Genomic DNA, 24367 nt, shown 5'->3' with positions numbered 1-24367 from the left:
TGCTCAGGAAGCCGGGAAAATTGTACGTCAAGGCACCAGGTCTGCGCGGATTGCACCCTGCCATCACGGGATGGACCGTGTTGGCCTCAGTCGCGCAAGCACCTGTGCGCCGCACTCAGGGCGCGACGCGACCTCCTGCAACACGGCCTTTCGTAACCTGAAAATTTTTTTCTTTCATGAAAATCATGAGCCCCGCCACGTCATTTCACGCAAGCGGTTTGCCGTACCACAGCGCATGATCATTGCGCCGGTTCAGCACCTTGACCCGGCAGCCAATAATTCCATCAATGAGACAAACAAGGAGCATCACCATGACCTGGGAAACCCCAACCGCCATCAACTTCCGCTTTGGTTTTGAAATCACGCTGTACATCGCCAACCGCTGATCGTTGCTTCGACCAGCATTGCGAGAGCCGGTGTTGACCTCCCGGCTCCCGGGAGTGTCATTTGAAAATACGAATACTGGGTTCAGCCGCCGGTGGCGGTTTCCCGCAATGGAATTGCAACTGTTTTAACTGCAGCGGCGTGCGCGCTGGCAGCATCCGCGCTACCGCCCGCACCCAGTCATCGATTGCCGTCAGCGAGAATGGCATCGACTGGGTCCTGATCAATGCCTCCCCCGACATCCTGCGCCAGCTCGCCAGCGCGCCCGAGTTGCAACCGGCCCGTGCGATCCGCGACAGCGGTATTTGCGCGGTGCTGCTGATGGATGCGCAAATCGACCACGTCACCGGCTTGCTGATGCTGCGCGAGCGCTCTTCGCCGCTGCCGCTGTACGCCACCGAACAGGTTTTTGCCGATATCTCGACCGGCCTGCCGATTGCCAAGGTGCTGTCGCATTATTGTGGTGTCGAACGGCACCTGATCGCGCCGGATGGTGAGCCGTTCGTGATTGCACCGCTCGGCCAGATTCGCTTCATGCCGCTGACCTTGTCGAGCAAGGCGCCGCCGTATTCGCCGCATCGCAACGACCCGCATCCGGGCGATAACATTGGTTTGGCCATGGTCAGCATCACCAGCGGCAAGTCGGTGTTTTATGCGCCCGGTCTGGGCAGCCTGTCGCCATCGGTGCTGGCCGCGATGGAAAGTGCCGATGTCCTGCTGGTCGATGGCACCTTCTGGACCGAGGATGAAATGATCACCCTTTGTCTGTCCAAAAAGCCTGCCTCCGAGATGGGCCACCTGCCGCAATCCGGGCCGGGCGGCATGATCGAAGTCCTCGACCGCATGCCCGCCAGTCGCAAGATCCTGATCCACATTAATAACAGCAACCCGATCCTGCGCGAGGACTCGCCTGAGCGCGCACTGCTGACGCAGCATGGCATCGAGGTTGCCGCTGACGGCATGGAGATTCAATTGTGAGCAATTCAATTGCACCCGCTATTGCATCACCCTGGACGCGCGACGAATTCGAGCAGCAATTGCGCGACAAGGGCAGGAGTTACCACATCCATCATCCGTTCAATGTCCGCCTCAACGGCGGTCGCTGCTCGCCAGCGCAAATTCGCGGCTGGGTGGCGAACCGGTTCTATTACCAGTCCATCATCCCGAAAAAAGATGCCGCCATCCTGTCCAATTGCGATGACCGCGACACCCGCCGCAAGTGGATCGCACGCATCCTCGATCACGATGGCTACGACGACTATCAGGGCCACGCTGCTGGCGGCATCGAAGCCTGGACCCAGCTCGGCGCTGCCGCCGGCATTACGCGGGACGAACTCTGGTCGCTGCAGCATGTGGTGCCGGGCGTGCGCTTTGCCTGCGATGCGTATGTTGACTTTGCGCGGCGCCAGCCGTGGCAGGAATCGGTCTGTTCGTCGCTGACCGAAATGTTCGCGCCGCAGATACACAAGGATCGCCTGGCTGGCTGGCCGGACCACTATCCGTGGATACAGGCGTCGGGGCTGGCGTATTTTCGCAGCCGCATTCCGCTGGCGCAGCGCGATGTCGATCACGGTCTGGCGGTGACGCTGGACCACTTCACCACCCGGGTCCAGCAACAGCGTGCGCTGGATATCCTGCAGTTCAAGCTCGACATCCTGTGGGCGATGCTGGACGCGATCGAGAAAGCCTATCCCGAATGACTACGCTGCCCACCGATGTGCCCGCCCGGCCAAAACTGCATCGCCACTTCCGCCTGCAATGGGAAGAAGCCCAGCATTGCCACGTCCTGCTGTACCCGGAAGGCATGGTGCGGCTTAATGGCAGCGCCGGCGAAATCCTGCAATGCTGCGATGGCGTGCGCACGGTCGACGACATCGTTGCGATCCTCGAAGACAAGTTCAATGCCACCGGATTGCGCCCCGATGTCGAGGGCTTGCTGGCCCATGCGTTTCAAGAGAACTGGATCGTCTGATCATGAATGCACCTCTTGCCGTCAAGCCGGTGCCGTCACCGCCGTACTGGTTGCTGGCCGAGCTGACCTACCGTTGCCCGTTGCATTGCGCGTTCTGCTACAACCCGGTCAACTACACTGCCGTCCGCAATGAACTGAGCACGGCCGAGTGGTTCACGGTGATGCAGCAGGCGCGCGCACTCGGTGCGGTGCAGCTGGGGTTTTCGGGTGGCGAACCGCTGCTGCGCGATGATCTGGAGGAGTTGGTCACCGAGGCGCATCGGCTCGGCTTTTATACCAACCTGATTACCTCCGGCGTCGGCCTGACCGAAGCGCGCATCAAGGCGCTGAAAGACGCCGGGCTCGATCATATCCAGCTGTCGTTTCAGGATTCGACCAAAGAGCTCAATGATTTCCTGAGCAGTACCAAGACCTTCGACCTGAAGAAAAAAGTCGCTGCGCTGATCAAGCAATACGACTATCCGATGGTGCTCAACTGCGTGCTGCACCGACATAATTTGCCGCACGTCGACAAGATCATTGAGATGGCGCTGGCGCTGGATGCCGAATATCTGGAACTGGCGAACACCCAGTACTACGGCTGGGCCATGAAAAACCGCGACCAGCTGATGCCCACCCGCGAACAATTGCGCGAGGCCGAAGAGGTGGTCGCGACCTATCGCGCCAGGATTGGCAAGCGCTGCAAGATTCTGTTCGTGATTCCCGATTATTTCGAAGACCGGCCGAAGGCCTGCATGAATGGCTGGGGCTCGGTGTTCCTCGGTGTCGCACCGGACGGCGTCGCACTGCCATGCCACAACGCACGCGACCTGCCGGGATTGTCATTGCCGAATGTGCGCGCCATGTCGATGCAGGAGATCTGGTACGACAGCAGCGCTTTCAACAAATATCGCGGTGATGACTGGATGCAGGAGCCGTGCCGCAGTTGCCCGGAAAAAGCAAAGGACTTTGGCGGTTGCCGCTGCCAGGCATTGATGCTGGCTGGCGATGCTGCCGCGACCGATCCGGTCTGCGCGAAGTCACCGTTGCGCGAGCGGGTCGACCAGATTATTTTCCACGCGGCTAATCGCACTGTGCCGGCTGCCGTCGCCGAGCAGCCGATCATCTTCCGGACCGACAGCAATTCACGCATCCTGGCCAGTGCAGCGGCGCAAACAAAAGCTTAGTTGCCGGCAGGTTGGGTATCGAAGTCCTGCGTACGTAATGCAACCGCCGATTCGTAGGTTGAGCTGCAAAGCCCAACATGCGTCACGTTGCTGCTTTCGGTAATCAAAACGGGTTGTATTCCGTTGCGGCCAAGCGGGGAGCGACCTGATAGTCGGTCTTATTTGCGACCCGGCACACGCCGCTTCAGCTAACGCCGACCGCGCCGGAAGCTTGACGCAGGTTGGGCTTCGCAGCCCAACCTACGGCATGATGGTTGCATTGTGAAGGTTGTACTTGGCTGCCAACCTTCTGGTTGCCAGGATTTTTTGCGCCCAAAATCGTACCTTGAGAGGACTACGCACTTTGGCCTGATCGGGTATAACTAGCCGGATGCAAAATTCCGACTCCGAACCACTCAATATCCGCCTGATCATCAGCGGTCTCGTCCTCGTCATCCTGCTCGGTGCGATCGAACAAACCGTGGTCGCTGTCGCGCTGCCGGTCATTGCCGGTCAGCTCGACGGTTTCGCGCAAATGGCCTGGGTGATTTCGGCCTATCTGGTGGCCTGCACCGTGGCCACGCCGATCTGGGGCAAGCTCAGTGATATCCACGGCCGCAGCGCCAGCCTGAGTGCCGCCATCCTGATTTTTACGCTGGGTTCGCTGGGCTGCGCGCTGGCGACGACGATGCCGCAGCTGATCGGTTTCCGGGTCTTGCAGGGGCTGGGTGGTGGCGGGTTGATTTCGGTGGCGCAGGCGACCATTGCCAACGTCGTGCCGCTGCGCGAACGCGGTCGCTATCAGGGCTACATCAGCGGCGTGTATGCCGCCGCCAGCCTGGCCGGCCCCATTCTTGGCGGCTACCTGACGCACTATCTGTCGTGGCGCTATATCTTCTGGATCAACCTGCCGCTGGGCCTGCTGGCGCTGTGGCTGGTGCGCCGGTCGTTGCGCAATTTGCCGGTGACGCATGCGCAGCACAAGGTCGATTATGTCGGCGCCGTCCTGTTCGCGGCGGGCCTGACGGCGGTACTGATTGCGATGTCCCGGCTCGGCCAGGGCGTGGCTGCTGCAGAACCGCTGAACCTGCTGCTGGCCATCGGCGGCGCTGCGATGCTGCTGGCATTTGGCTGGCATTCGCACCGCAGTAGCGAGCCGCTGATCCCGCTGGCGCTGTTCCGAAACAAGACCGTGACGATCTGTTGCGTGGTGCTGTTCCTCGCATTTTTTCAGTTTATTTCGATGTCGGTGCTATTGCCGTTGCGGTTGCAACTGGCCGGTGGCATGGCGCCCGATGCGTCGGCCTTGCGCCTGCTGCCGCTGACGCTGGCGATCCCGTTTGGCGCATTTCTGGCGGGTCGGTTGATGAGTGCCAGCGGGCATTACAAGCGACTGCAACTTGGTGGCACGATCGCGGCCACCGTGGGCGGTGTGGCGCTGGCCATGACCCCGCTGAACCAACCGGTGCTGATGGTGGTGACTTTGGTGGTGATGGGCGTGGGGCTGGGTTTTCAGTTTCCGACCTCGATGGTGGCGACGCAGAATGCGGTGGCGGTCGGGCACATCGGCGTGGCCACTGCGCTGACCTCGCTGTCACGCCTGCTGGGCGGCGCGGTTGGCGTGGCTTTGTTGTCGTCGTTGCTGACGACCTTGTTGCGTCATGCGCTGCCGGACGCGCCGGCAGATTTGTTTGGCGCCTTGCTGGGCGATGCGGCCGGACGGGGCGCTGCTGATGGCGCATTCCGGCAATTGTTCCTGATCAGCGCAGGCATGTCGGCGATTGCGCCGCTGCTGGTCTGGCAATTGTCGGAAAAAGAATTGCGCGGCAAGCTGATGCCGGTCGCCAGCTCCGCTGCGACCACCACCTCGACATCCTGATTACTCCGCTGCGGCGATCTGTCGCAGCGCCTGCTCGAAGACGTCGACAGGCTGGCCTCCGGAAATCAGGTGGCGACCATTGATGATGACGGCGGGTACCGAATTGATGCCCTGGCGCAGGTAGAACTGTTCGCTCTCGCGTACTTCCGTCGTGAACCGATCGGACGCCAGCAGTTGCGCTGCCTGTTCACCATCCAGGCCGACCTTGATCGCTGCTTCGACCAGAACGGCGTGCGAGCTCGGATCACGACCCTGCGTGAAATAGGCATCGAACAGCGCGTGCTTCAACGCCAGCTGGTGATTGGTTTCCTCGGCCCAGTGCAACAGCCGATGTGCATCGAAGGTGTTGTAGATGCGGCTGTTCGGCGCCATGCCGAATGTGAAACCCAGTTCCGCGCCGCGTGCGCGTATGGCTTCGCGGTTGCCCTGACTTTGCGCCTTGGTGATGCCGTATTTCTGGATGATGTGTTCGGTGATGTCCTGACCCTCGGGTGCCATGGTCGGGTTGAGCTCGAATGGCTGGCAGTGGATGGCCACCTCGACCTCACTGCCGATATTGGCAATCGCCTGTTCGAGTGCTTTCAGGCCGATGATGCACCATGGGCACGATACATCCGAGACAAAATCGATGCGGAGTTGTTTGGTCATAAAATCTTTCTGCTGTAAGTCCGTCAAGTCAGTCCATCAAACAGCATCACGTCAACCAGGTCGCCAGCGGCGACCGATCCCTGCGCGTCGTGCAGCACCACCATGCAATTGGCTTCGACCATCGAGCGCAGGATGCCGGAACCTTGCGCGCCGGTGATGGTGACGGTTTGCCGGCCAGCGGCATCGGTGGCCAGGATGCCGCGCTGGTATTCGGTGCGACCGGGTTTTTTGCGGATCGCTGCTGCCGACGCCACTTGCAGTAACGGCGGTGGCATCGCATCGGCGCCCATCATGTGCAACAGCGCCGGCCGCGCAAAAAAGTAGAACGTCACCATGACCGCCACCGGATTGCCGGGCAGGCCGAACAAAAAGGCACTTTGGCCGTTCGAGCTGATGTTGCCGAACGCCATGGGGCGGCCGGGACGCATACCGATTTTCCAGAAGGTGACGTCGCCGAGTTCGGCCATGATCTGTTTGGTGTAATCGGCCGCGCCGACCGAGACGCCACCCGAGGTGATGATGGCATCGGCGTTTTCGCAGGCGCTGCGCAGGGCCTGTTCGAGTGACGCCGGATCATCCGGCACCACGCCCATGTCGATCAGGTCGCAACCGAGTCGCACCAGCATGCCATACAGCGTGTAGCGATTGCTGTCGTAGACGCAGCCCGCGGCGAGTGTTTCGCCGATCGAGCGCAGTTCATCGCCGGTCGAAAAAAAGGCCACCCGCAATCGACGCTGTACCGCTACTTCAGCAATCCCGAGTGACGCCAGCAAGCCGAGGTCGGCCGCATGCACGATGCGCCCTTTGCGCAAGGCCGGTTTGCCGGCTTCGAGATCTTCGCCGCAGAAGCGGCGGTTGTCGCCACTGCGCACCACGTTCGGTGGAATCGTGACGTGTTGCGCGCTGCTGTTTTGGGTGAATTCCTGCGGGATCACGGTGTCGCATTCGGCCGGCATGATCGCCCCGGTCATGATGCGCACGCATTGCCCGCTTGCGACACTGCCGGTGAACATCCGGCCGGCGTAGGCGGTACCGATGACCTCCAGGTCGATCGCCGTGTCAGCCAGATCGGCACTGCGCAACGCATAGCCATCCATCGCGGAATTGTCATGCGATGGCACATTGATCGGCGAGATGATGTCGGCCGCCAGTACGCGGCCGAGTGCGCTGCGCAGCGCGACTTGTTCTGACGACTGGATCGGCGTGATGAAGTCGCGGATGATGCGCTGGGCATCGGCCACCGGCAGGGCCTGTGGATCGTAATCGGACAGGCAGCTGGCGACCTCGGCGAGGGAGCGGAGTGGGGTGCTCATGCTGGTTACGCCGCCTCGAATTTGCGCAGCTCGTCCAGCGTATTGATATTACGGAATGCCGCTTCATCGTCAAAGTGCACTTCGGCCACTGCCAGCGAGACGTACCACGCATCGACCTTGCGGCCACCCTGTTGCAGGAACAGCGTCAGGTGCGACAGCAACGACGACTTGAGCAGGCAAAATACCGGATGCGACTGGCGATGTTCGGCGTCGCCAGTGACCGCCACGGCGAGGTCGGCGTCCTGTTCCAGCAAGGCTGTCCTGAGACGCTCGACCAGGTCGAGCGGCAGGAACGGCGAGTCACAGGGCGCGGTGACCAGATACGCGGTCTCGCAATGCATCAGGCCGGACTGCAATCCTGCCAGCGGACCGGCAAAGCCCTGCATCTCGTCGGGCCAGACCGCCGTGCAGATGGATTCATACGCGGCCAGGTTCTGGTTGGCATTGATCATGATGTGATCGACCTGTGGTGCCAGGCGCATCAGGACATGCATTGCCATCGGCGCGCCGCGAAATACCTGCAGCCCTTTGTCGACCGTGCCCATGCGCGTGCCGCGCCCGCCTGCCAGGATCAATCCGGTAATGTTATTCATGCTGTTTCAGCCTCCGATGTACGACATTTCTACTTTGTTGGCGCTGCGCTGCAAGCCGCTGGTGTTGGCCGTGCGCAGTTCGGAATAGCGGTCGGTGCGTGCGCCCCAGATCTGGCCGATCACGGCCGAGATTTCGGCATCGCTGCGACCGTCGCGCATCAGGGCACGCAGGTCATGGCCGCCGGTGGCGAACAGGCAGGTGTACAGCTTGCCTTCGGTCGAGAGCCGCGCACGACTGCAATCCTGGCAAAACGCCTTGGTCACACTGGAGATTACGCCGACTTCGCCGCTGCCATCGGCATAGCGCCAGCGACCGGCGGTTTCGCCGCCGTAGTTCGGGGCGATCTCGTGCAACGGGAATGCGCCGGCGATGCGCGCGATGACTTCGGCCGAGGGCATGACTTCGTCCATTTTCCAGCCATTCGAGGCACCGACATCCATGTATTCGATGAAGCGGAGGATCGCTGGCGAGCCCTTGAAGTGGCGCGCCATCGGCAGAATTTCCTGGTCGTTCATGCCACGCTTGACGACCATGTTGACCTTGATCGGCCCGAGCCCGACTGCATGCGCGACATCGATGCCATGCAGTACGTCGGACACCGGGAAGTCGACATCGTTCATGGTCCGGAAGGTCGATTCGGTCAGTGCGTCCAGCGAGACGGTGACACGTCGAAGTCCGGCGTCTTTCAGCGATTGGGCTTTTTTGGCGAGCAGCGAACCGTTGGTGGTCAGGGTCAGGTCAAGGTTGCGGCCGCTGCGGGTTTGCAGTTTGCTGAGCATCTCGATCAATTTTTCGAGGTGCTTGCGCAGCAGCGGTTCGCCACCGGTCAGGCGGATTTTTTCGACGCCGTGGTCGATGAAAATCCGCGCCATGCGCGTGATTTCTTCGAACGACAGCAGCGAGGTTTGTGGCAGGAACTGGTAATCCTTGTCGAACACGTCTTTCGGCATGCAATACACGCAGCGGAAATTGCAGCGGTCGGTGACCGAAATGCGCAGGTCGTGCAGCGGGCGTGACATTCGGTCACGTAGCGATCCCGTGGGAGCATCCAGCGTGGCCGGGATGGCCGGTGCCTGGTGCCGATCCCGGCTACGGAGATCGACGATCGGAATAACTTTATCTGCCATGGTTTTCGAGGTGCTTGGAGGTGGGTTTTCTCAGGCGAAGAACGATACCATGAGGCCTGCAATCGCACAGGCAATGATCAGCTTGATGGTGCCGGCTTTGAACCGGAACAGCGCGATGCAGGCAGCGAGCGTGATGCCCATCGCGATCCAGTCCCACTGTGCCAGCGTGCGCTCCAGATGGAATACCTGTTCCGCAAAAAATACCGCGAGGCTGACGATCACGCCCACTACGGCTGCCGAAATGGCCGTCAGTGGCGCGGTCAGGCGAATGTTGTCTCGGGTCGATTCCACCAGCGGACCGCCGGCGAAGATGAAAATGAAGGAGGGCAGGAACGTGAACCAGGTGGCAACTACCGCGCCCAGCACACCGCCGGCCAGCAAGTGCGTGGCACCAAAAATTTCCTTGCTCCAGCCACCGACAAAACCGACGAAGGCCACGATCATGATCAACGGACCTGGCGTGGTTTCGCCCAGCGCCAGACCGTCGATCATCTGTGCGGCAGTGAGCCAGTGATAATGGTCCACGGCGCCCTGATAGACATACGGAAGCACCGCGTAGGCACCGCCAAACGTGAGCATGGCGGCCTTGGTAAAGAACCAGCCCAGCTGTGCCGCAGTGCTGCTGCCGCCGAACAGAGCTGCAATGGCAAGCCATGTTGCCGCACCCGCCACCAGTCCGATACCGCCCACCAGTGCCAGCCGGGCAAGCGAGAAATGCGCATGCGCCGGGGTCGGTGTCGTGTCATCCAGCAGCGCTGCGCCGTAGGACGATTTTGCCTGGGCATGGGTGCCACCGACATCGAATTTTTCGGGCAGGAAGCGACCGCCGATCCAGCCGGCAATACCGGCACCCAGGACGATCAGCGGGAAGGGCAGGTGCAGCAGGGCGATTGCCGCAAAGGCCAGCACGGCGATGCCGCGCAGCCAGTGATTCTTCAGGGTACGTGAGCCGATCCGATAGGCTGCAGCAAGGACGATAGCGACTACTGCTGGTTTGATGCCATACAAAATTCCCGCCACGATGGGCTGGTTGCCGAAGGCCAGATAAATCCAGCTCAACAGGATCAGCAGCAGCAGGGATGGCAGGACGAACAGGGCGCCCGCCAGAATACCGCCCCGGGTGCGATGCATCAGCCAACCGATGTAGACCGCGAGCTGCGTCGCCTCGGGGCCGGGCAGGATCATGCAGTAGTTGAGGGCGTGCAAAAAACGCTTTTCCGAAATCCAGCGCTTCTTTTCCACCAGGTCGGTATGCATCAGCGCGATTTGTCCGGCCGGACCGCCAAAGCTGATGCAGCCCAGTTGGAGCCAGTACCAGAAGGCCTCGGTAAGTGTGACCTCGGCTGGCGGTTGCCTGTTCGCGATGTCCGGGTCGATTGGGGATGCCATGGTGTTGTCCAGAAAATCGTGATGGATGTTCGGTCGGGCGACATGGTGTGATGTCGGACTGCCATGCAAAAAGGGAGCACTGGCTCCCTTTCCTTGTTACATCAATGCGGTTCTTTTGAACAGAAACGCAAAGCCTGCATCGGTACTTCTGAATCGCCGGAGCTGACGCATCAAGAATGACGCGTCAGCTCCCCGATCATCAGCGTTGCGTTTCGATTTGTACCAGAGGTTCGTCAGCTTGCACCGGCACGACCTTGCGCTCGCGACGTACACGCGGTATTTCGGCGGTACTGGCTGCGGACTCTTGCGCTGCTTGCAGCTTTGCGGGGTCCGTTGCTGCCAGTGTCAATCCGGCTGATTTGAGCGCCTCGGCAAGATCTGCCATGGCGGTTTCCGTGACGGTGACGGCTGGGACTGCCGGTACTGCCTTGACTGGCTCGACCGCTTCGGCGATCGGTTCCGGCGTTGCGACCGGAGCCGCAACTGCAGCAACAACGATCGGCTCGACCACGGCAATGTGCTCAACTGCTGCAGTAACTGGCGCAACGACAACGGGCTCGACAGCAACCGGCGCAATAACGACAGGCTCCAGATCGACCGGTTCAACAACCGCAACCGGGGCGATTGCTGCAGCGACCGGCTCGGGGATCACTTCCGGCTCGGCTACTGGCGCAGTCACTGCTGCAACTGGCTCGGCAACCACGGCTACCGGCTGGGCAACTTCGGTAGCGACTGCAACCGTGTCAATTTCCACAGCGGTAGTTTGCCTGGCAGGCGTGGCCGGGACAAACGTAAACACCGGCTCTGACAAAGGTTCGGCAAATACAACCGGCTCGACCGTCTGGGCGATTGGCGCGGCACCTTGCAATATGGCATCAACTGCGGTCGGCAGGGCTGTGGCAGCAACAGCGTCTGACGATCGGCTGACTTCCTGCGGGATCAGCGGAGCAGGCATTGCCGAGCTCAGTGCCGATGCCGGATAGGTCACGTCGTTGTCCGCTGCATGCAGTTCGGCACGTGCATCTGCTTCCGCTTCGGCGGCCGCTGCAATGGCTATCGAGGCAACCGGAATGAATGCTGGTTCAGATTGATTGCCAACGCTATCGGACATGACTTCGCTGCCTTCTTCGCCGTCAGCGCCGCCTTCGACGCCCTCGCCACCTTCACGGTCGCGACGGTTACGATTACGGCCGCCACGACGCCGGCGCCGACGCTTCTCTTCGGATTGCTCGCCGGTCTCGCCGTCTACCGCAACGGTGCCTGCCAGGTCGTCATCTTCTGGTGCGTTGGTTGCTAATACCTGAACCGCAGCTGCACTGATTGCCGTTGCAACACCTACGGATGCCGTGCTGGCCAAAACCATCTCGTCGGTTTTTACTTCCGCGACGGTGTCCTTGCGGTCTTCGCGCGGTGGACGTGGCTGACGCTCACGACGTGGTTCTGCACCTTCACGCGGCTCGCGCACTTCACGCGGCTCACGCACTTCGCGTGGCTCGCGCGGTTCACGCGGAGGACGTGGTGTGCGTGCTGCCGGTGCGCCGGCTGTTTCTGCGGCTGGTGCCTTGGCGGCGTCTTCGCGACCAGATTCATCCTTGTCACGACCACCGCGACCACCACGGCTGCGACCGCGCGCATTGCGCGCGTTGCTGCCGTTGCGGTCACCACCGCGTTCCGATTTTTCTTCCGGCTTGATCGCGGGCGCCGTAACCACGGCCACCGGTGCTGCCGGCTTTTTGAAGAAGAAGCCGATCAGCTTGCTCAGGAAGCCTTCTTCAGGCGGTGCCATCAGGGCAGGTATAACGGCTGGCCTGACCGGCTCGGCAATCTTGCGTTCGACGATAGGCGCAGGCTGGTCCGGGGTAATCGTCTTGACGACGGCTTCCTGGCGCGGCTTGGCTTCTTCTTTCTGGCGCTTGCCGTAGCTGATGTCGGTTTCTGCTTCTTCGGCCATCGCGTAGCTGGCCTGGATTTCTTCCAGACGTGCATCGTCGTGCTTGATGCGTTCCAGTTTGTAGTGCGGCGTTTCGAGGTGCTTGTTCGGGATCATGATGATCGAGACCCGATGACGGGTTTCGATTTTCAGGATTTCGCCGCGCTTTTCATTCAGCAGGAAGGCAGCGACATCGACCGGAGTCTGGATGTGGATCGCGGCCGAATTTTCCTTCATGGCTTCTTCCTGGATGATGCGCAGGACTTGCAATGCGGAGGACTCGGTATCGCGGATATGGCCGGTACCGTTGCAACGCGGGCAGGTCACGTGGCTGCCTTCGGACAGCGAAGGCCGCAGGCGCTGGCGCGACAGTTCCATCAGGCCGAAGCGTGAAATTTTGCCCATCTGGACGCGGGCACGGTCAAAGTGCAGCGCATCTTTCAGGCGGGTTTCGACTTCGCGCTGGTTCTTGGCGACTTCCATGTCGATGAAGTCGATCACGATCAGTCCACCCAGGTCGCGCAGGCGCAACTGGCGGGCGACTTCTTCGGCGGCTTCGCAATTGGTATTGAAGGCGGTGGTCTCGATGTCGCTGCCACGGGTGGCACGCGCTGAGTTGACGTCGACCGAGACCAGTGCTTCGGTATGGTCGATGACGATGGCGCCGCCCGATGGCAACGGTACGGTGCGCGAGTAAGCGGTTTCGATCTGGTGTTCGATCTGGAAGCGCGAGAACAGCGGCACGTCGTCACGATAACGCTTGACCCGGTGCACCATGTCCGGCATCACATGGCTCATGAACTGCTGGGCCTGTTCGTAAATATCGTCGGTGTCGATCAGGATTTCGCCGATGTCGGGCTGAAAGTAATCGCGGATCGCACGGATCACCAGTGACGATTCCTGATAGATCAGGAAAGCGCCTGTCGATGATTGGCCGGCGCCTTCGATGGCACGCCAGAGTTGCATCAGGTAATTCAAGTCCCATTGCAGTTCATCGACGTTGCGGCCGATGCCGGCTGTGCGGGCAATCACCGACATGCCGGCTGGCAGGTCGAGCTTGTCCATGGTCTCGCGCAGTTCCTGGCGATCTTCGCCTTCAACCCGGCGCGATACACCGCCGCCGCGTGGATTGTTCGGCATCAGGACCAGATAGCGTCCGGCCAGCGAGACGAACGAGGTCAGGGCCGCGCCTTTGTTGCCGCGCTCTTCCTTCTCGACCTGGACCATGATTTCCTGGCCCTCGCGCAGCGCTTCCTTGATCGAGGCCGAGCGCACGTCGACGCCGTCCTTGAAATAGGTGCGTGCCACTTCCTTGAACGGCAGGAAGCCGTGGCGGTCTTCACCGTAGCTGACGAAGCAGGCTTCGAGCGACGGTTCGATGCGGGTAATCACACCTTTGTAGATGTTCGATTTGCGCTGTTCGCGGCCGGTGGTTTCGATATCGATGTCGATCAGTTTTTGACCGTCAACGATGGCGACGCGCAGCTCTTCTTGCTGCGTCGCGTTGAATAACATGCGTTTCATTTTATTTTGCTCCGTGACGACTCAGTGGTCGTCTTCAGTGCCGTCCCGATTTGAACGTGACGGCAAAAGTACAGGGATGTACGCCTGACCGGAGAATTAGAGAGGAACTTGCCTTGCCATGTGGCTTGCCGGCAGGCCGGCAGTTGCCGCAATGGTGCGCAGTTGCGGTTGGTCCGTTTGTCGAGTGCGTACCGCCGAACGTCGCGCGCATCGAATCGATCGAGCGCAGCACCGGCGGCAAAGCAACTTGGTTAAGCTGAACCAAACGAAGGGTTCAGCTGAATCGGCAAACAGGGTGCAACAACATCGACCGGCGAGCTGCCTTTGAGCTGGCGAGCTTGCCGGAGTTATCCGTGGTTCTAATTACTCTGGTCAACATCCTTGCGCGCTGTCCGATGACATCAACGGTGCGACCTTGACTGGCGCAGGGACGGTGCGTACACATCTTTTTTTCCATCGTATTTGCAAATTGGCGAGGCCGATGGAGACGCCCCTGTGTAAAATGAACTTCTTTTTCTCACACCAGCGGTAGCTTTGTAACTTCCGCGAAACAAGTATATATTCAAAATGAAGGACTTAGAGAGATTTTCTGGGAAAGAGGCTGAAACGCTTTCACCCTCCCGGTTGCAACAAGTTTCTCCACAAGTACAGCTCATCACAATTTCCGATGAAGAGTCGGGCCAGCGGATTGATAATTTTTTATTACGCATTTGCAAGGGCGTGCCGAAGAGCCATATTTACAGGGTCTTGCGCTCTGGCGAAGTGCGCGTCAACAAGGGTCGTATCGACCAGACTTACCGCCTGAACGAGGGCGACGTGGTGCGCGTACCGCCGGTGCGCGTGGCAGAAAAAAAAGAGTCCACGGCACCGGGTTCCGAGTTTGCGACGGTGTTCGAGGATAACCATCTGCTGATCATCAACAAGCCGGCCGGCGTCGCCGTGCACGGTGGTTCCGGTGTCAGTTACGGCGTCATCGAGCAGTTGCGCGCGTCGCGGCCGGATGCCAAGTTCCTGGAGCTGGTGCATCGCCTCGACCGTGACACTTCCGGCATTCTGATGCTGGCAAAAAAACGCTCTGCGCTTACTAATTTGCATGAACAGATACGCGAAGGTGATATCGACAAGCGCTATCTGGTATTGGTCCAGGGTGACTGGAAAAACGCCCGCCAGCACATCAAGCTACCATTGCATAAGTTTAATGCGCCGGATGGCGAGCGGCGCGTCCGCGTGCAGGCCGATGGTCTGGCATCGCACACCGTGTTTACGCTGTTGCGCAAGTACGAGAACTTTGCCTTCCTGGAAGCCGAGCTGAAAACCGGACGTACGCATCAGATCCGGGTGCACGCAGCGTCGAGCGGATTTCCGATCGCAGGCGATGACAAGTACGGTGACTTTGGCCTGAATCGCGAGTTGCAAAAGGCCGAGGGTAACCGCGTCGCGCTGAAGCGGATGTTCCTGCACGCGCATCAGATCACGTTCATGCATCCGGACACGGGCAAGCAGGTAACCTTCAATGCGCCGTTGCCGCCGGAATGCCTGCGCTTCCTGGCAAGCCTGAAAGAAGTACCGACAGGCTCGTAATACCTACTAGCTACATTCCCTAATTTGAAGGAGTCGGTGGCATCGCCACCGAGCATCATGGCGCGAAAGCAATTTGATCTGATCGTCTTTGACTGGGACGGGACCTTGATGGACAGCACTGCCACCATCGTCAAATGCATCCAGGATTCTGCCCGTGACCTGGGTCTTCCGGTCCCGGACAAACGGGCTGCCTCATACGTCATCGGGCTGGGCTTGCAGGATGCGATGGAGGCGGCAATGCCGGATATCGATCCGAAGTACTACCCAAAAATGGTGGAGCGTTACCGTCATCATTATCTGTCCAAGGACAATGACCTGACCTTGTTCGATGGCGTGCGTGACATGCTCACAGAGTTGTCGCAGGCCGGGTATTTCCTTGCCGTGGCAACCGGCAAGAGCCGGGTTGGTTTAAACCGTGCCCTGAACGCGGCAAAATTGCTGTCGATTTTTGACGCGACGCGCTGTGCAGATGAAACTTTCTCAAAACCGAATCCGGCGATGTTGCAGGAACTGACCAGAGAGCTGGGTCAGGACATGCGGCGAACGTTAATGATTGGCGACACCACGCACGACTTGCAGATGGCGATCAATGCGGGCGCTGGCGGCGTTGCGGTGCATTATGGCGCGCACTCCAGGCAAGAGCTTGCTGCACTGAATCCGATGTTTGCTGCAGATTCGGTCGCCGAATTGCATGGTTGGCTGACGGCTAACGCCTGAATGATGACGGCCGCTCCGATTTTCGTGTGCAAGTCATCCGACGTTCTCGATGTGGGCAAGGGAGTGCGTTTTCCGGTGGTCGCGTTTGGCGGCGAGACAACCGGCTTTGTGGTCCGATACCGCGGCATCGTCTACGCTTACCTGAATCGTTGTGCCCATGTGCCGATCGAACTTGACTGGGCGGAGGGCGAGTTTTTTGAATCCAGCGGCTTGTACTTGATGTGCTCCACGCATGGGGCAATTTATGCGCCGGAAAGTGGCCGTTGCGAAGGCGGTCCCTGCCGCGGCGGAAAATTGCGCCCGATCAGCGTGAGCGAGATCGACGGAGAAATTTTCTGGTTGTCCGATACCTGCGTTACTCCTGTAAATGCATGACTTATTTATTGAATGGAAATGAGCCGCGATGAGCAATGATGATTTCAGTGATCCACGATTGACCGGGCAAGCTGTACCGGGCGAGAAGCCAAAGAAGGACGGTTGGGAGCGCGACGTAATTGAAAAGCTGGCTTACGCCGCTCTGGCCGAACAGCGTGCCCGTCGACGGTGGGGAATTTTTTTCAAGCTGGTGATGTTGATGTTGTTAGTCGTCGCTGTCTGGAGTTATTTTGAGTTCGGTAATGTTGACAAGGAAAAACTGACGACCCATACGGCATTGGTCGATATCGATGGAACGATCGAGGCCGGTGGCGGCAGTGGCGCAGCCGAATCCGTGATTCCCGCGTTGAACAAGGCCTATGCTGATACTGCTGCAGTCGGCATCATTTTACGCATCAATAGTCCTGGTGGCAGCCCGGTTCAGGCTGGCATGATCAACGACGAAATTGGACGCCTACGCAAACTGCATCCGAAGAAACCGCTGATCGTGGTGGTCGACGAAATGTGCGCTTCAGGCGGCTATTACATTGCCGTTGCCGCGGACAAAATCTACGTGAACAAGGCCAGCATCGTAGGCTCCATCGGCGTGCTGATGGACGGCTTCGGCTTCACCGGCTTGATGGACAAGCTGGGCGTCGAGCGTCGCTTGCAAACTGCCGGCGCCAACAAGGGCTTCATGGACCCGTTCAGCCCGCAAAATGACAAGCAAAAAGCGCATGCCCAGGAAATGCTGGACGAAATTCATCAGCAATTTATCGAGGTGGTTCGTAAAGGTCGTGGCAAGCGCCTGAAAGAAACCCCGGATACGTTCTCGGGCTTGTTCTGGACGGGTTCCAAGGCGGTGGAGCAAGGGCTTGCAGACGGCTTCGGTACGATAGATACGGTGGCCCGCGATGAATTCAAGGCAGAAGACATCGTCGACTACACCCAGCATGAAGGTTTGCCAGAACGGGTACTGAAAAAATTCGGTGCAGCGATGGGTGCCGGTGCAATGAAGTCGATCGTGTCTGGCACGACATTGCAGATCCGCTGATAACGTAATGCGACGTGGTCGTCGGGTGGCCAATGCGGGAAATCCGGAAAAGGTTAATCAGTCTCCTGATTAGTCCTTGCAGGATGCGAATTCGCGACTATGATGAAATCATGTTCATTGATGGGGGCGGTCAACGAAAAACAGCGCCACAACGAATCTGGACCCATGCGCCGCATCGAGGCGGTTTAGAGAGATTTCCCATCTCTCATGAGGATGTCCCGTTCGGGGGCAATAAAAAACGGCGGCGTCATGCGCCGTTTTTTTATGGATATCTGTTTTTGAAGCATGCTGCAAACGATGGAAAAATCGGCTCCGTGGTCAGCCACCACAAGCAGGGTGATCGGTGTGATCTGAATTATTCTGCAAGCAAGAGAAACACGGTCGGCTTCTTGTTGAATGCCGGTGCTTTTCCGGATGTCAGGTCGCGCTTCCACTGCGTCGCAGTCTGGGTACGGATCGTTTCTTCGGCGGTAGTCAGGTCCGTTGCGACAGAGATCAATGTGTTCGGGCTACAGGTTGCAACCAGCGCTTCCAGCATGCCGCTATTGCGGTACGGCGTTTCGATGAAAAGCTGTGTCTGTTTTTCCTGGCGCGAGCGGTCTTCGAGCGTTTTGATACGCTTGATTTTTTGCGCCGCATCAATCGGCAAATAACCATTAAACGCGAAGCTCTGCCCATTGAGGCCGCTAGCCATCACTGCAAGCAATAATGAAGAAGGGCCGACGAGAGGGCGCACCTGAATGCCTTGCTGGTGCGCCAGGCGTACCAGGTTGGCACCCGGATCAGCCACTGCGGGCACGCCTGCTTCCGAAATCAATCCGCCATCGCTGCCGGCCAGCAACGGAGCCAGTAGCGCAGGCAGAGCGTGAGCGTCGGTGTTGATGTTCAATTCTTCAATACGTATTTCCTGTAAAGCCGTCTTCAATGGATATTCGCGCGCGACCAGTTTCAGGTGTGCCCGCGCGGTTTTGGCATTCTCGGCAATAAAATAGTCCAGCCTTGCCGTGAGTTTTTGTACTTCGTTCGGGATGATCGATGCCAGCAGATCATCCGAGACAGTTGCCGCTGCGCTGAGCGTGTTGGGGATCAGGTAGAGAATTCCGGCCATGAATCTGTTCTTATGAAATGTGAAATGACGAGTTCAAACTGCTTCGCCAAAAAAAGGAAATCCTGCGTTCATCAGCATCGTGGTCAATGCAATGAGTGGAAGTCCGGTGAGTGCTGTCGGATCAGTACCTGAAATGGACTCCATCAACGCGATGCCCAGCCCTTCGTTCTTTGCGCTGCCCGCGCAATCGTAGGGTTGTTCGATCCGCAAATAGGCATCCAGTTGGGATTCGCAAAGCGTCCTGAACGTTACCAGCGTTTGTACGTTGCACACCTGGGTTTTGGGCGTGAATCGGTTTTCCCTGTTGTCGATCACGCAAAGCGCGGTATGAAAAACGATGCTGCGGCCTTGCATTTTTTTGAGCTGGGCCAGGGCGTTTTCATGGGTGCCAGGTTTGCCGATCTGCAATCCATCAAGCGTCGCCACCTGGTCAGATCCGATCACGACGCAATTCGGTACGTTGCGCGCGATGGCTTCAGCCTTGTTTTGAGCAAGACGTAATGCGGTTGTGTGAGGTTCTTCTCCGGGTGCCGGTGTTTCGTCAATATCCGGTGCTATCGCCGTGAAGGGTAGGCCGAGTCTGGCGAGAAGTTCTTGTCTGTAGCGGGAACTTGAGGCAAGTAGTAATCGATGTCGTTCGACTTGCTTGTGCATGGAGTGAGATTCGCTTGAAGGTATTTGTGGAAGACGCTCTAAGTCTTTGACTGATAAAGGGCTTCGCTGTTATTATCGCAGGTTTTCCGGATTCAACTTAGTCTATGGATGCTCCTGTAATCGATGCTTTCGAGTTTTGCCGCCTGAAGGAACATCGTGAAGGCAGCATGGCTCTTGGCGAGTTGCACCGGTTGTCTGAAGTTGTCGTCGGTGATGCGGGACCAATTGCATGGTCGTTGCAGGGCGGAAGCGACAACCTGGGGCACTCGCGTTTGGTGCTCGGTATTTCAGGTAGCGTAAAGCTGGCTTGTCAGCGTTGCCTCGGAACGCTGGATTTTGATATTTCGTCCGAATCGACGCTGATCATTGCCAAAGACGAAGATGATGCAGACCATATCGATAGCATGTTGTCGGACGATGATATTGATGTAATCGTCGGTTCTAAATTGCTGCAGGTTGCAGACCTCATCGAAGACGAAGCGCTGTTGGCGATGCCCTTGTCTGTCAAGCACGATGTTTGTCCGGATGATGCGAATACCGTTGGCGATGGTTTGAAAAAGCCGTCGTCGTTTGCGGCATTGAAAAATCTAAAGCTGTAAGTATTTCTGCAAGTATTTCAAGTAGCAAGCCGAAGACTGTTCACGGCCTTCATGTACAGAGTGATGTTCGGTTTTGTCGCAGTCAGGCAAGCCGTCCATGTTAAAATTTAAGATCTTAGGGTTCAGGAGTAATCATGGCTGTTCAGCAAAACAAAAAGTCCCCGTCAAAGCGTGGCATGCATCGTTCGCACGATTTTCTGGTTGCACCGCAATTGGCCGTCGAAGCAACAACCGGTGAAACACACATGCGTCACCACATTAGCCCAACCGGCTACTACCGTGGTCGCAAAGTACTCAAGACTAAAAACGACGAGTAAATTTGCTAGTACCAAAATACGAAGCGGCGCAGCAGATATTGCCTTGTGCCGCTTTTTCACGTGTTGACACAGTAATCTGCGTCAGTGTGAATCACGTCGAGTCTGGCCCATCCGCGGTTGGAGCAGGGTACTGAATCAAATCAATGACAATTAAAATTTCAATCGACTGCATGGGCGGCGATCACGGCCCTTCGGTTACCGTTCCAGCAGCCGTCTCGTTTGCCAATAGCGAACCAAACGCAGAGTTGGTTCTTGTAGGCAAAGAAGATGCGATCAATGCAGAGCTGAAAAAGTTGCACTGCACCAGCCATCCGCGCATTACGGTGGTGCATGCCTCCGAAGTCGTTGCCATGGACGACACACTCGAGATCGCCTTGCGCCGTAAAAAAGATTCATCGATGCGTGTTGCCGTCAACCTGGTGAAGGCCGGGCAGGCGCAAGCTTGTGTCTCTGCCGGAAACACCGCCGCGCTGATGGCTGTCTCGCGATACATCCTGAAAACGATACCCGGCATTCACCGGCCGGCTATTTGCGGCATCATTCCCAACCAGAAAAACGCACCAACTTACATGCTGGACCTCGGCGCAAATGTTGATTGCGAACCGCAACATTTGCACCAGTTCGCTGTGATGGGGTCGGTGTTAGTTGCGGCCATGGAGAACATCCCGCGACCGACGATCGGCTTGCTGAATGTGGGGGAAGAAGACATTAAAGGCAACGATGTCGTCAAACGTACCGCTGCGCTGCTGCGCGCGGACCACGACAAAGGTGTGCTTAACTTCTATGGCAATGTCGAGGGCAACAACATCTTTGAAGGTACGACAGACATTGTTGTATGCGATGGCTTTGTAGGTAACGTGACCTTGAAGGCATCAGAAGGCCTCGGCCGATTCGTGAAAAACGTACTCGCGGCAGAACTGAAAAGCTCGCCGCTCAACATGCTGGGCGCATTGCTGGCACGCGGTGCGTTGAAGGCGATCTCCCGCCGCATCAATCCTTCCCGCTACAATGGCGCGAGTTTGCTGGGCCTGAGAGGCCTGGTGTTCAAGAGTCATGGCAGTGCTGATAAATATGGCTACGAGTGGGCGATCAAGCGGGCCTATGACGCAGCAAATAACGATGTGCTGTCGCGGATTTCGGCGACGATTGCATCGCTGATGCCCCAACAGGAAATGCCCGCTGAAATGACTGATTCCGGGCAGATGATCGATTTGAGCGAGCAGAAGACTGCATGAAAAACTACAGCAAAATTGTTGGAACCGGCAGCTTCTTACCGCCAAATCGCGTCACCAACGAGCAGTTGGTACAGCGTCTTGCAGCCGACGGCATCGAGTCCTCGGATGAATGGATTTTTTCGCGCAGTGGCATCTCTGCCCGACACTACACCGATGCATCGATGCAGACCAGCGACCTCGCCGTGCAGGCAGCACAACGTGCCCTGGAGATGGCGGGGCTGCTTCCCGATGATATCGATCTGATTATCGTAGCGACCTCCACCTCCGACCATTTTGGTGGTTTTCCGAGCACTGCCTGTGTTGTCCAGCGCAAACTCGGCATCACCAATGGCGGTGCCGCAGTGGACGTGCAGGCTGTCTGCAGCGGATTTATCTACGCACTTTCCGTGGCAGACAGTTTCATCCGTTCCGGTGCGAACAAGAATGCCCTCGTGATTGGCGCCGAAACGTTCTCGCGCATTCTGGATTTCAAGGATCGTGGCACCTGTGTGCTGTTCGGTGATGGCGCCGGTGCGGTGATCCTGTCAGGCTCCGATGAGCCAGGAATTCTGGCGACCAAACTACATGCCGACGGGCGCTACGCGGACATCCTTTGTGTGCCAGGCAACGTCAACGGCGGTGTACTCGCTGGCAGCGCTTTTCTTACGATGGACGGTCCCGCAGTATTCAAGCTGGCGGTATCGCTGCTCGAAAAAGTGGCGACCGAAGCGCTCGACAGCGCCGGCCTGGAAGCGACGCAACTCGACTGGCTGATCCCGCATCAGGCAAATATCCGCATCATGCAAAGCACCGCAAAAAAACTGCATATGCCGCCTGAAAAAATGGTGGTGACTGTTGACCAGCATGGAAATACCTCGGCGGCATCGATTCCGCTCGCGCTGGACGTGGCAGTGAGAGACGGTCGTGTCAAGCCAGGACAGCATGTGTTGATGGAAGGTGTAGGCGGCGGTTTCACCTGGGGTGCAGTTGTTGCACGTATGTAAAACAGAATCTCCATTTGAAGTGAACTCATGACGAAATTTGCGTTTGTTTTTCCGGGGCAGGGATCCCAGGCCATCGGCATGCTGGACGGGTTTTCTGATAACGAAGTAGTTAAAAATACGGTTGCAGAAGCGTCTGATGCATTGCAAACCGATCTTGGCAAACTCATCGCCGAAGGGCCGAAAGAGTTGCTCGACCTGACGACCAATACCCAGCCGATCATGCTGACGGCAGCCGTGGCAATGTACCGCGCCTGGGTTGCTGCCGGTGGTCCCCTTCCCGAGATCGTTGCCGGTCACAGCCTCGGAGAATACTCCGCGCTGGTTGCCTCCGGCGTGCTGTCCTTTCGCGATGCCGTGCCCCTGGTGCGCTTTCGTGCGCAGGCCATGCAGCAAGCTGTTCCGGTAGGTCAGGGCGGTATGGCTGCCATTCTGGGGTTGTCGGACGCCGAGGTGATTGCGCTGTGCGCCGAGTCGGCGCAGGGCGACGTCGTCGAAGCCGTCAATTTCAATGCGCCAGCGCAGGTCGTCATCGCCGGTAGCAAAGCCGCCGTCGAGCGCGCCTGTGTCGCCGCCAAGTCGATGGGAGCGAAACGCGCGCTGATCCTGCCAGTGTCAGCGCCGTTCCATTCGTCATTGCTCAAGCCGGCATCGGACCAGTTGCGTGAATATCTGCTGAATGTCGCATTCTCGACTCCTCTGATTCCGGTCGTCAATAATGTCGACGTTGCCATCGCAAGCGATACCGCTGCGTTGAAGGATGCTCTGGTACGTCAGGCTGCAAGCCCGGTGCGGTGGGTAGAGACGATCCGGAAAATTGCCCTGTCAGGCGTCACCCATGTGATTGAATGTGGTCCCGGCAAAGTGCTGTCCGGGCTGACAAAACGTATCGATGCGAATCTGGTGTCAGACGCCATCGTGGATCAGGCATCGCTAGAACGCGTAATCGCGTTATTGAATGGAGCAACCGAATAATGAGTGGTCAACACCAGAATCTTCAACATCAAATTGCACTGGTAACCGGTGCCTCCCGCGGCATCGGACGTGCCATTGCTCTGGAGCTTGCCCGGCAAGGCGCGCTGGTGGTTGGCACGGCAACCACACAAGCCGGTGCGGACGCAATCTCGGCTTGCCTCGATGCCGAGCGACCAGGCAGCGGCAAAGGTGCAGTGCTTGACGTTAATGATGGCCCGGCATGTACCGGATTGATCGACAGTATCCAGAAAGAATTCGGCGGCCTGTCCATTCTTGTCAATAATGCCGGCATCACCGCTGACCAGCTGGCAATGCGCATGAAGGACGACGAATGGGATTCGGTCATTGCGACCAATCTGACCGCGGTAGGACGCCTTTCAAGGGGTGTGCTGCGGGGAATGATGAAGGCGAAGACCGGTCGCATCATCAACATCACGTCGGTAGTTGGCTCGGCAGGCAATGCAGGCCAAATGAATTATGCTGCGGCCAAGGCTGGTGTGGCGGGCATGAGCCGCGCGCTTGCCAGAGAAATTGGCAGTCGCAACATTACGGTCAATTGTATTGCGCCTGGTTTCATCGACACGGACATGACCAAAGCATTAACCGAAGCACAAATTGCGCAATTGATGCAGCAAATTCCGCTAGGTCGCTTCGGTTTGCCCGAAGATATCGCTTCCGCGGCAGCATTTCTTGCATCGCCACAGGCGAGTTATATTACGGGCACAACGATTCATGTAAATGGTGGCATGTACATGAGCTGAGCCGGATGCGGTTAGCCCGTATTCTTGTGTTTTTTCGTGCATTGATCATTCTTTACAATGCAGCTTAAAAGTAAATCTTGCGTCGCAAACCTGATAAAATGCGCGCACTTTCTGTCACCCAATCACT

General features: G+C 58.1%; 24 protein-coding genes. 16 read left to right on the top strand and 8 right to left on the bottom strand.

What is annotated here, in order from left to right; translation table 11 throughout:
• Positions 1-287: 287 nt before the first annotated feature.
• The 6 genes from pqqA (at position 288) to ABD720_RS07150 (ending at position 5380) form a co-directional block, all read left to right on the top strand.
• Complete coding sequence (gene pqqA / locus ABD720_RS07175) at positions 288-386, top strand: pyrroloquinoline quinone precursor peptide PqqA (protein ID WP_344762579.1); 99 nt, start codon at positions 288-290, stop codon at positions 384-386.
• 61 nt (positions 387-447) lie between these two features.
• Positions 448-1362, top strand: a complete 915-nt coding sequence (gene pqqB / locus ABD720_RS07170) for a pyrroloquinoline quinone biosynthesis protein PqqB (protein ID WP_344762578.1) — start codon at positions 448-450, stop codon at positions 1360-1362.
• Positions 1359-2084 (top strand): pyrroloquinoline-quinone synthase PqqC, encoded by a 726-nt coding sequence (gene pqqC / locus ABD720_RS07165; RefSeq protein ID WP_344762577.1) that lies wholly within the window; start codon positions 1359-1361, stop codon positions 2082-2084. Before pqqB ends, pqqC begins: the two co-directional genes overlap by 4 nt.
• Positions 2081-2356, top strand: coding sequence for a pyrroloquinoline quinone biosynthesis peptide chaperone PqqD (pqqD, locus tag ABD720_RS07160; protein ID WP_344762576.1), 276 nt, complete (start codon positions 2081-2083; stop codon positions 2354-2356). The genes pqqC and pqqD overlap by 4 nt, the downstream gene beginning before the upstream one ends.
• A gap of 2 nt (positions 2357-2358) precedes the next feature.
• Entirely contained in the window at positions 2359-3522 is a 1164-nt protein-coding gene (gene pqqE / locus ABD720_RS07155; protein ID WP_344762575.1) for a pyrroloquinoline quinone biosynthesis protein PqqE, read from the top strand.
• 370 nt (positions 3523-3892) lie between these two features.
• Complete coding sequence (locus ABD720_RS07150; protein WP_344762574.1) at positions 3893-5380, top strand: MDR family MFS transporter; 1488 nt, start codon at positions 3893-3895, stop codon at positions 5378-5380.
• Here ABD720_RS07150 and ABD720_RS07145 read toward each other — a convergent pair whose 3' ends face one another.
• From ABD720_RS07145 to ABD720_RS07120, 6 genes are all read right to left on the bottom strand, one after another.
• Positions 5381-6028: a DsbA family oxidoreductase gene (locus tag ABD720_RS07145; protein ID WP_344762573.1), complete on the bottom strand. Its 648-nt coding sequence runs from the start codon at positions 6026-6028 to the stop codon at positions 5381-5383. It abuts the gene before it with no gap.
• A 23-nt stretch (positions 6029-6051) separates the two neighbouring features.
• Positions 6052-7341, bottom strand: a complete 1290-nt coding sequence (gene moeA, locus ABD720_RS07140; protein WP_344762572.1) for a molybdopterin molybdotransferase MoeA — start codon at positions 7339-7341, stop codon at positions 6052-6054.
• A 5-nt stretch (positions 7342-7346) separates the two neighbouring features.
• The gene (gene mobA, locus ABD720_RS07135; RefSeq protein ID WP_344762571.1) at positions 7347-7934 is read right to left on the bottom strand and encodes a molybdenum cofactor guanylyltransferase MobA; all 588 of its coding nucleotides are present in this window, start codon (positions 7932-7934) and stop codon (positions 7347-7349) included.
• Between the two features lie 6 nt (positions 7935-7940).
• The gene (gene moaA / locus ABD720_RS07130) at positions 7941-9062 is read right to left on the bottom strand and encodes a GTP 3',8-cyclase MoaA (protein WP_344762570.1); all 1122 of its coding nucleotides are present in this window, start codon (positions 9060-9062) and stop codon (positions 7941-7943) included.
• Between the two features lie 30 nt (positions 9063-9092).
• Positions 9093-10451 (bottom strand): chromate efflux transporter, encoded by a 1359-nt coding sequence (chrA, locus tag ABD720_RS07125; protein WP_344762569.1) that lies wholly within the window; start codon positions 10449-10451, stop codon positions 9093-9095.
• 199 nt (positions 10452-10650) lie between these two features.
• On the bottom strand, positions 10651-13905 hold the full coding sequence (locus tag ABD720_RS07120) for an Rne/Rng family ribonuclease (protein ID WP_344762568.1): 3255 nt from the start codon (positions 13903-13905) through the stop codon (positions 10651-10653).
• Between the two features lie 567 nt (positions 13906-14472).
• Here ABD720_RS07120 and rluC point away from each other — a divergent pair.
• From rluC to ABD720_RS07100, 4 genes are read left to right on the top strand one after another with little or no spacing between them, the layout of a single operon-like run.
• Positions 14473-15486, top strand: coding sequence for a 23S rRNA pseudouridine(955/2504/2580) synthase RluC (gene rluC, locus ABD720_RS07115; RefSeq protein WP_344762567.1), 1014 nt, complete (start codon positions 14473-14475; stop codon positions 15484-15486).
• Positions 15487-15543: 57 nt separating this feature from the next.
• Positions 15544-16203 carry an HAD-IIIA family hydrolase gene (locus ABD720_RS07110; protein ID WP_344762566.1) on the top strand — a complete coding sequence of 220 codons (660 nt, stop codon included), beginning with the start codon at positions 15544-15546 and terminating at the stop codon, positions 16201-16203.
• Entirely contained in the window at positions 16204-16578 is a 375-nt protein-coding gene (locus tag ABD720_RS07105; RefSeq protein WP_344762565.1) for a Rieske (2Fe-2S) protein, read from the top strand.
• 28 nt (positions 16579-16606) lie between these two features.
• A complete protein-coding gene (locus ABD720_RS07100; protein ID WP_344762564.1) occupies positions 16607-17611 on the top strand; it encodes a S49 family peptidase in 1005 nt (334 codons plus the stop codon).
• 355 nt (positions 17612-17966) lie between these two features.
• Here the strand turns inward: ABD720_RS07100 and ABD720_RS07095 are convergent, their stop codons facing one another.
• Together ABD720_RS07095 and ABD720_RS07090 are read right to left on the bottom strand one after the other, a co-directional pair.
• Complete coding sequence (locus ABD720_RS07095) at positions 17967-18719, bottom strand: SAM-dependent methyltransferase (RefSeq protein WP_344762563.1); 753 nt, start codon at positions 18717-18719, stop codon at positions 17967-17969.
• Between the two features lie 33 nt (positions 18720-18752).
• A complete protein-coding gene (locus ABD720_RS07090; protein WP_344762562.1) occupies positions 18753-19373 on the bottom strand; it encodes a Maf-like protein in 621 nt (206 codons plus the stop codon).
• Positions 19374-19477: 104 nt separating this feature from the next.
• On the opposite strand from ABD720_RS07090, the gene ABD720_RS07085 reads away from it, so the two are divergent.
• The 6 genes from ABD720_RS07085 to fabG all read left to right on the top strand — a co-directional run bounded on the left by ABD720_RS07085 (position 19478) and on the right by fabG (position 24240).
• The gene (locus ABD720_RS07085) at positions 19478-19972 is read left to right on the top strand and encodes a YceD family protein (RefSeq protein ID WP_344762561.1); all 495 of its coding nucleotides are present in this window, start codon (positions 19478-19480) and stop codon (positions 19970-19972) included.
• 134 nt (positions 19973-20106) lie between these two features.
• Entirely contained in the window at positions 20107-20289 is a 183-nt protein-coding gene (rpmF, locus tag ABD720_RS07080; RefSeq protein ID WP_009664394.1) for a 50S ribosomal protein L32, read from the top strand.
• A gap of 143 nt (positions 20290-20432) precedes the next feature.
• Entirely contained in the window at positions 20433-21524 is a 1092-nt protein-coding gene (gene plsX / locus ABD720_RS07075) for a phosphate acyltransferase PlsX (protein ID WP_344762560.1), read from the top strand.
• Positions 21521-22507, top strand: a complete 987-nt coding sequence (locus ABD720_RS07070; RefSeq protein WP_344762559.1) for a beta-ketoacyl-ACP synthase III — start codon at positions 21521-21523, stop codon at positions 22505-22507. Before plsX ends, ABD720_RS07070 begins: the two co-directional genes overlap by 4 nt.
• Before the next feature lie 27 nt (positions 22508-22534).
• Positions 22535-23479 (top strand): ACP S-malonyltransferase, encoded by a 945-nt coding sequence (gene fabD, locus ABD720_RS07065; RefSeq protein ID WP_344762558.1) that lies wholly within the window; start codon positions 22535-22537, stop codon positions 23477-23479.
• The gene (gene fabG, locus ABD720_RS07060; RefSeq protein WP_344762557.1) at positions 23479-24240 is read left to right on the top strand and encodes a 3-oxoacyl-ACP reductase FabG; all 762 of its coding nucleotides are present in this window, start codon (positions 23479-23481) and stop codon (positions 24238-24240) included. The genes fabD and fabG overlap by 1 nt, the downstream gene beginning before the upstream one ends.
• The last annotated feature ends 127 nt before the right edge of the window (positions 24241-24367 follow it).

It is taken from the genome of Actimicrobium antarcticum (assembly GCF_039536745.1).
GTDB classification, from domain to species: Bacteria; Pseudomonadota; Gammaproteobacteria; order Burkholderiales; family Burkholderiaceae_D; genus Actimicrobium; species Actimicrobium antarcticum.
This window is presented reverse-complemented; position numbering and strand designations above follow the sequence as displayed.

What these genes read in the sequence shown, in the direction of transcription:
- pqqA (WP_344762579.1), top strand. Translation starts at nt 288, where the DNA reads ATGAGACAAACAAGGAGCATCACCATGACCTGGGAAACCCCAACCGCC.
- pqqD (WP_344762576.1), top strand. Translation starts at nt 2,081, where the DNA reads ATGACTACGCTGCCCACCGATGTGCCCGCCCGGCCAAAACTGCATCGC.
- pqqE (WP_344762575.1), top strand. Translation starts at nt 2,359, where the DNA reads ATGAATGCACCTCTTGCCGTCAAGCCGGTGCCGTCACCGCCGTACTGG.
- ABD720_RS07150 (WP_344762574.1), top strand. Translation starts at nt 3,893, where the DNA reads ATGCAAAATTCCGACTCCGAACCACTCAATATCCGCCTGATCATCAGC.
- ABD720_RS07145 (WP_344762573.1), bottom strand. Translation starts at nt 6,028, where the DNA reads ATGACCAAACAACTCCGCATCGATTTTGTCTCGGATGTATCGTGCCCA.
- moeA (WP_344762572.1), bottom strand. Translation starts at nt 7,341, where the DNA reads ATGAGCACCCCACTCCGCTCCCTCGCCGAGGTCGCCAGCTGCCTGTCC.
- mobA (WP_344762571.1), bottom strand. Translation starts at nt 7,934, where the DNA reads ATGAATAACATTACCGGATTGATCCTGGCAGGCGGGCGCGGCACGCGC.
- moaA (WP_344762570.1), bottom strand. Translation starts at nt 9,062, where the DNA reads ATGGCAGATAAAGTTATTCCGATCGTCGATCTCCGTAGCCGGGATCGG.
- chrA (WP_344762569.1), bottom strand. Translation starts at nt 10,451, where the DNA reads ATGGCATCCCCAATCGACCCGGACATCGCGAACAGGCAACCGCCAGCC.
- ABD720_RS07120 (WP_344762568.1), bottom strand. Translation starts at nt 13,905, where the DNA reads ATGAAACGCATGTTATTCAACGCGACGCAGCAAGAAGAGCTGCGCGTC.
- rluC (WP_344762567.1), top strand. Translation starts at nt 14,473, where the DNA reads ATGAAGGACTTAGAGAGATTTTCTGGGAAAGAGGCTGAAACGCTTTCA.
- ABD720_RS07110 (WP_344762566.1), top strand. Translation starts at nt 15,544, where the DNA reads ATGGCGCGAAAGCAATTTGATCTGATCGTCTTTGACTGGGACGGGACC.
- ABD720_RS07105 (WP_344762565.1), top strand. Translation starts at nt 16,204, where the DNA reads ATGATGACGGCCGCTCCGATTTTCGTGTGCAAGTCATCCGACGTTCTC.
- ABD720_RS07100 (WP_344762564.1), top strand. Translation starts at nt 16,607, where the DNA reads ATGAGCAATGATGATTTCAGTGATCCACGATTGACCGGGCAAGCTGTA.
- ABD720_RS07095 (WP_344762563.1), bottom strand. Translation starts at nt 18,719, where the DNA reads ATGGCCGGAATTCTCTACCTGATCCCCAACACGCTCAGCGCAGCGGCA.
- ABD720_RS07090 (WP_344762562.1), bottom strand. Translation starts at nt 19,373, where the DNA reads ATGCACAAGCAAGTCGAACGACATCGATTACTACTTGCCTCAAGTTCC.
- ABD720_RS07085 (WP_344762561.1), top strand. Translation starts at nt 19,478, where the DNA reads ATGGATGCTCCTGTAATCGATGCTTTCGAGTTTTGCCGCCTGAAGGAA.
- rpmF (WP_009664394.1), top strand. Translation starts at nt 20,107, where the DNA reads ATGGCTGTTCAGCAAAACAAAAAGTCCCCGTCAAAGCGTGGCATGCAT.
- plsX (WP_344762560.1), top strand. Translation starts at nt 20,433, where the DNA reads ATGACAATTAAAATTTCAATCGACTGCATGGGCGGCGATCACGGCCCT.
- ABD720_RS07070 (WP_344762559.1), top strand. Translation starts at nt 21,521, where the DNA reads ATGAAAAACTACAGCAAAATTGTTGGAACCGGCAGCTTCTTACCGCCA.
- fabD (WP_344762558.1), top strand. Translation starts at nt 22,535, where the DNA reads ATGACGAAATTTGCGTTTGTTTTTCCGGGGCAGGGATCCCAGGCCATC.
- fabG (WP_344762557.1), top strand. Translation starts at nt 23,479, where the DNA reads ATGAGTGGTCAACACCAGAATCTTCAACATCAAATTGCACTGGTAACC.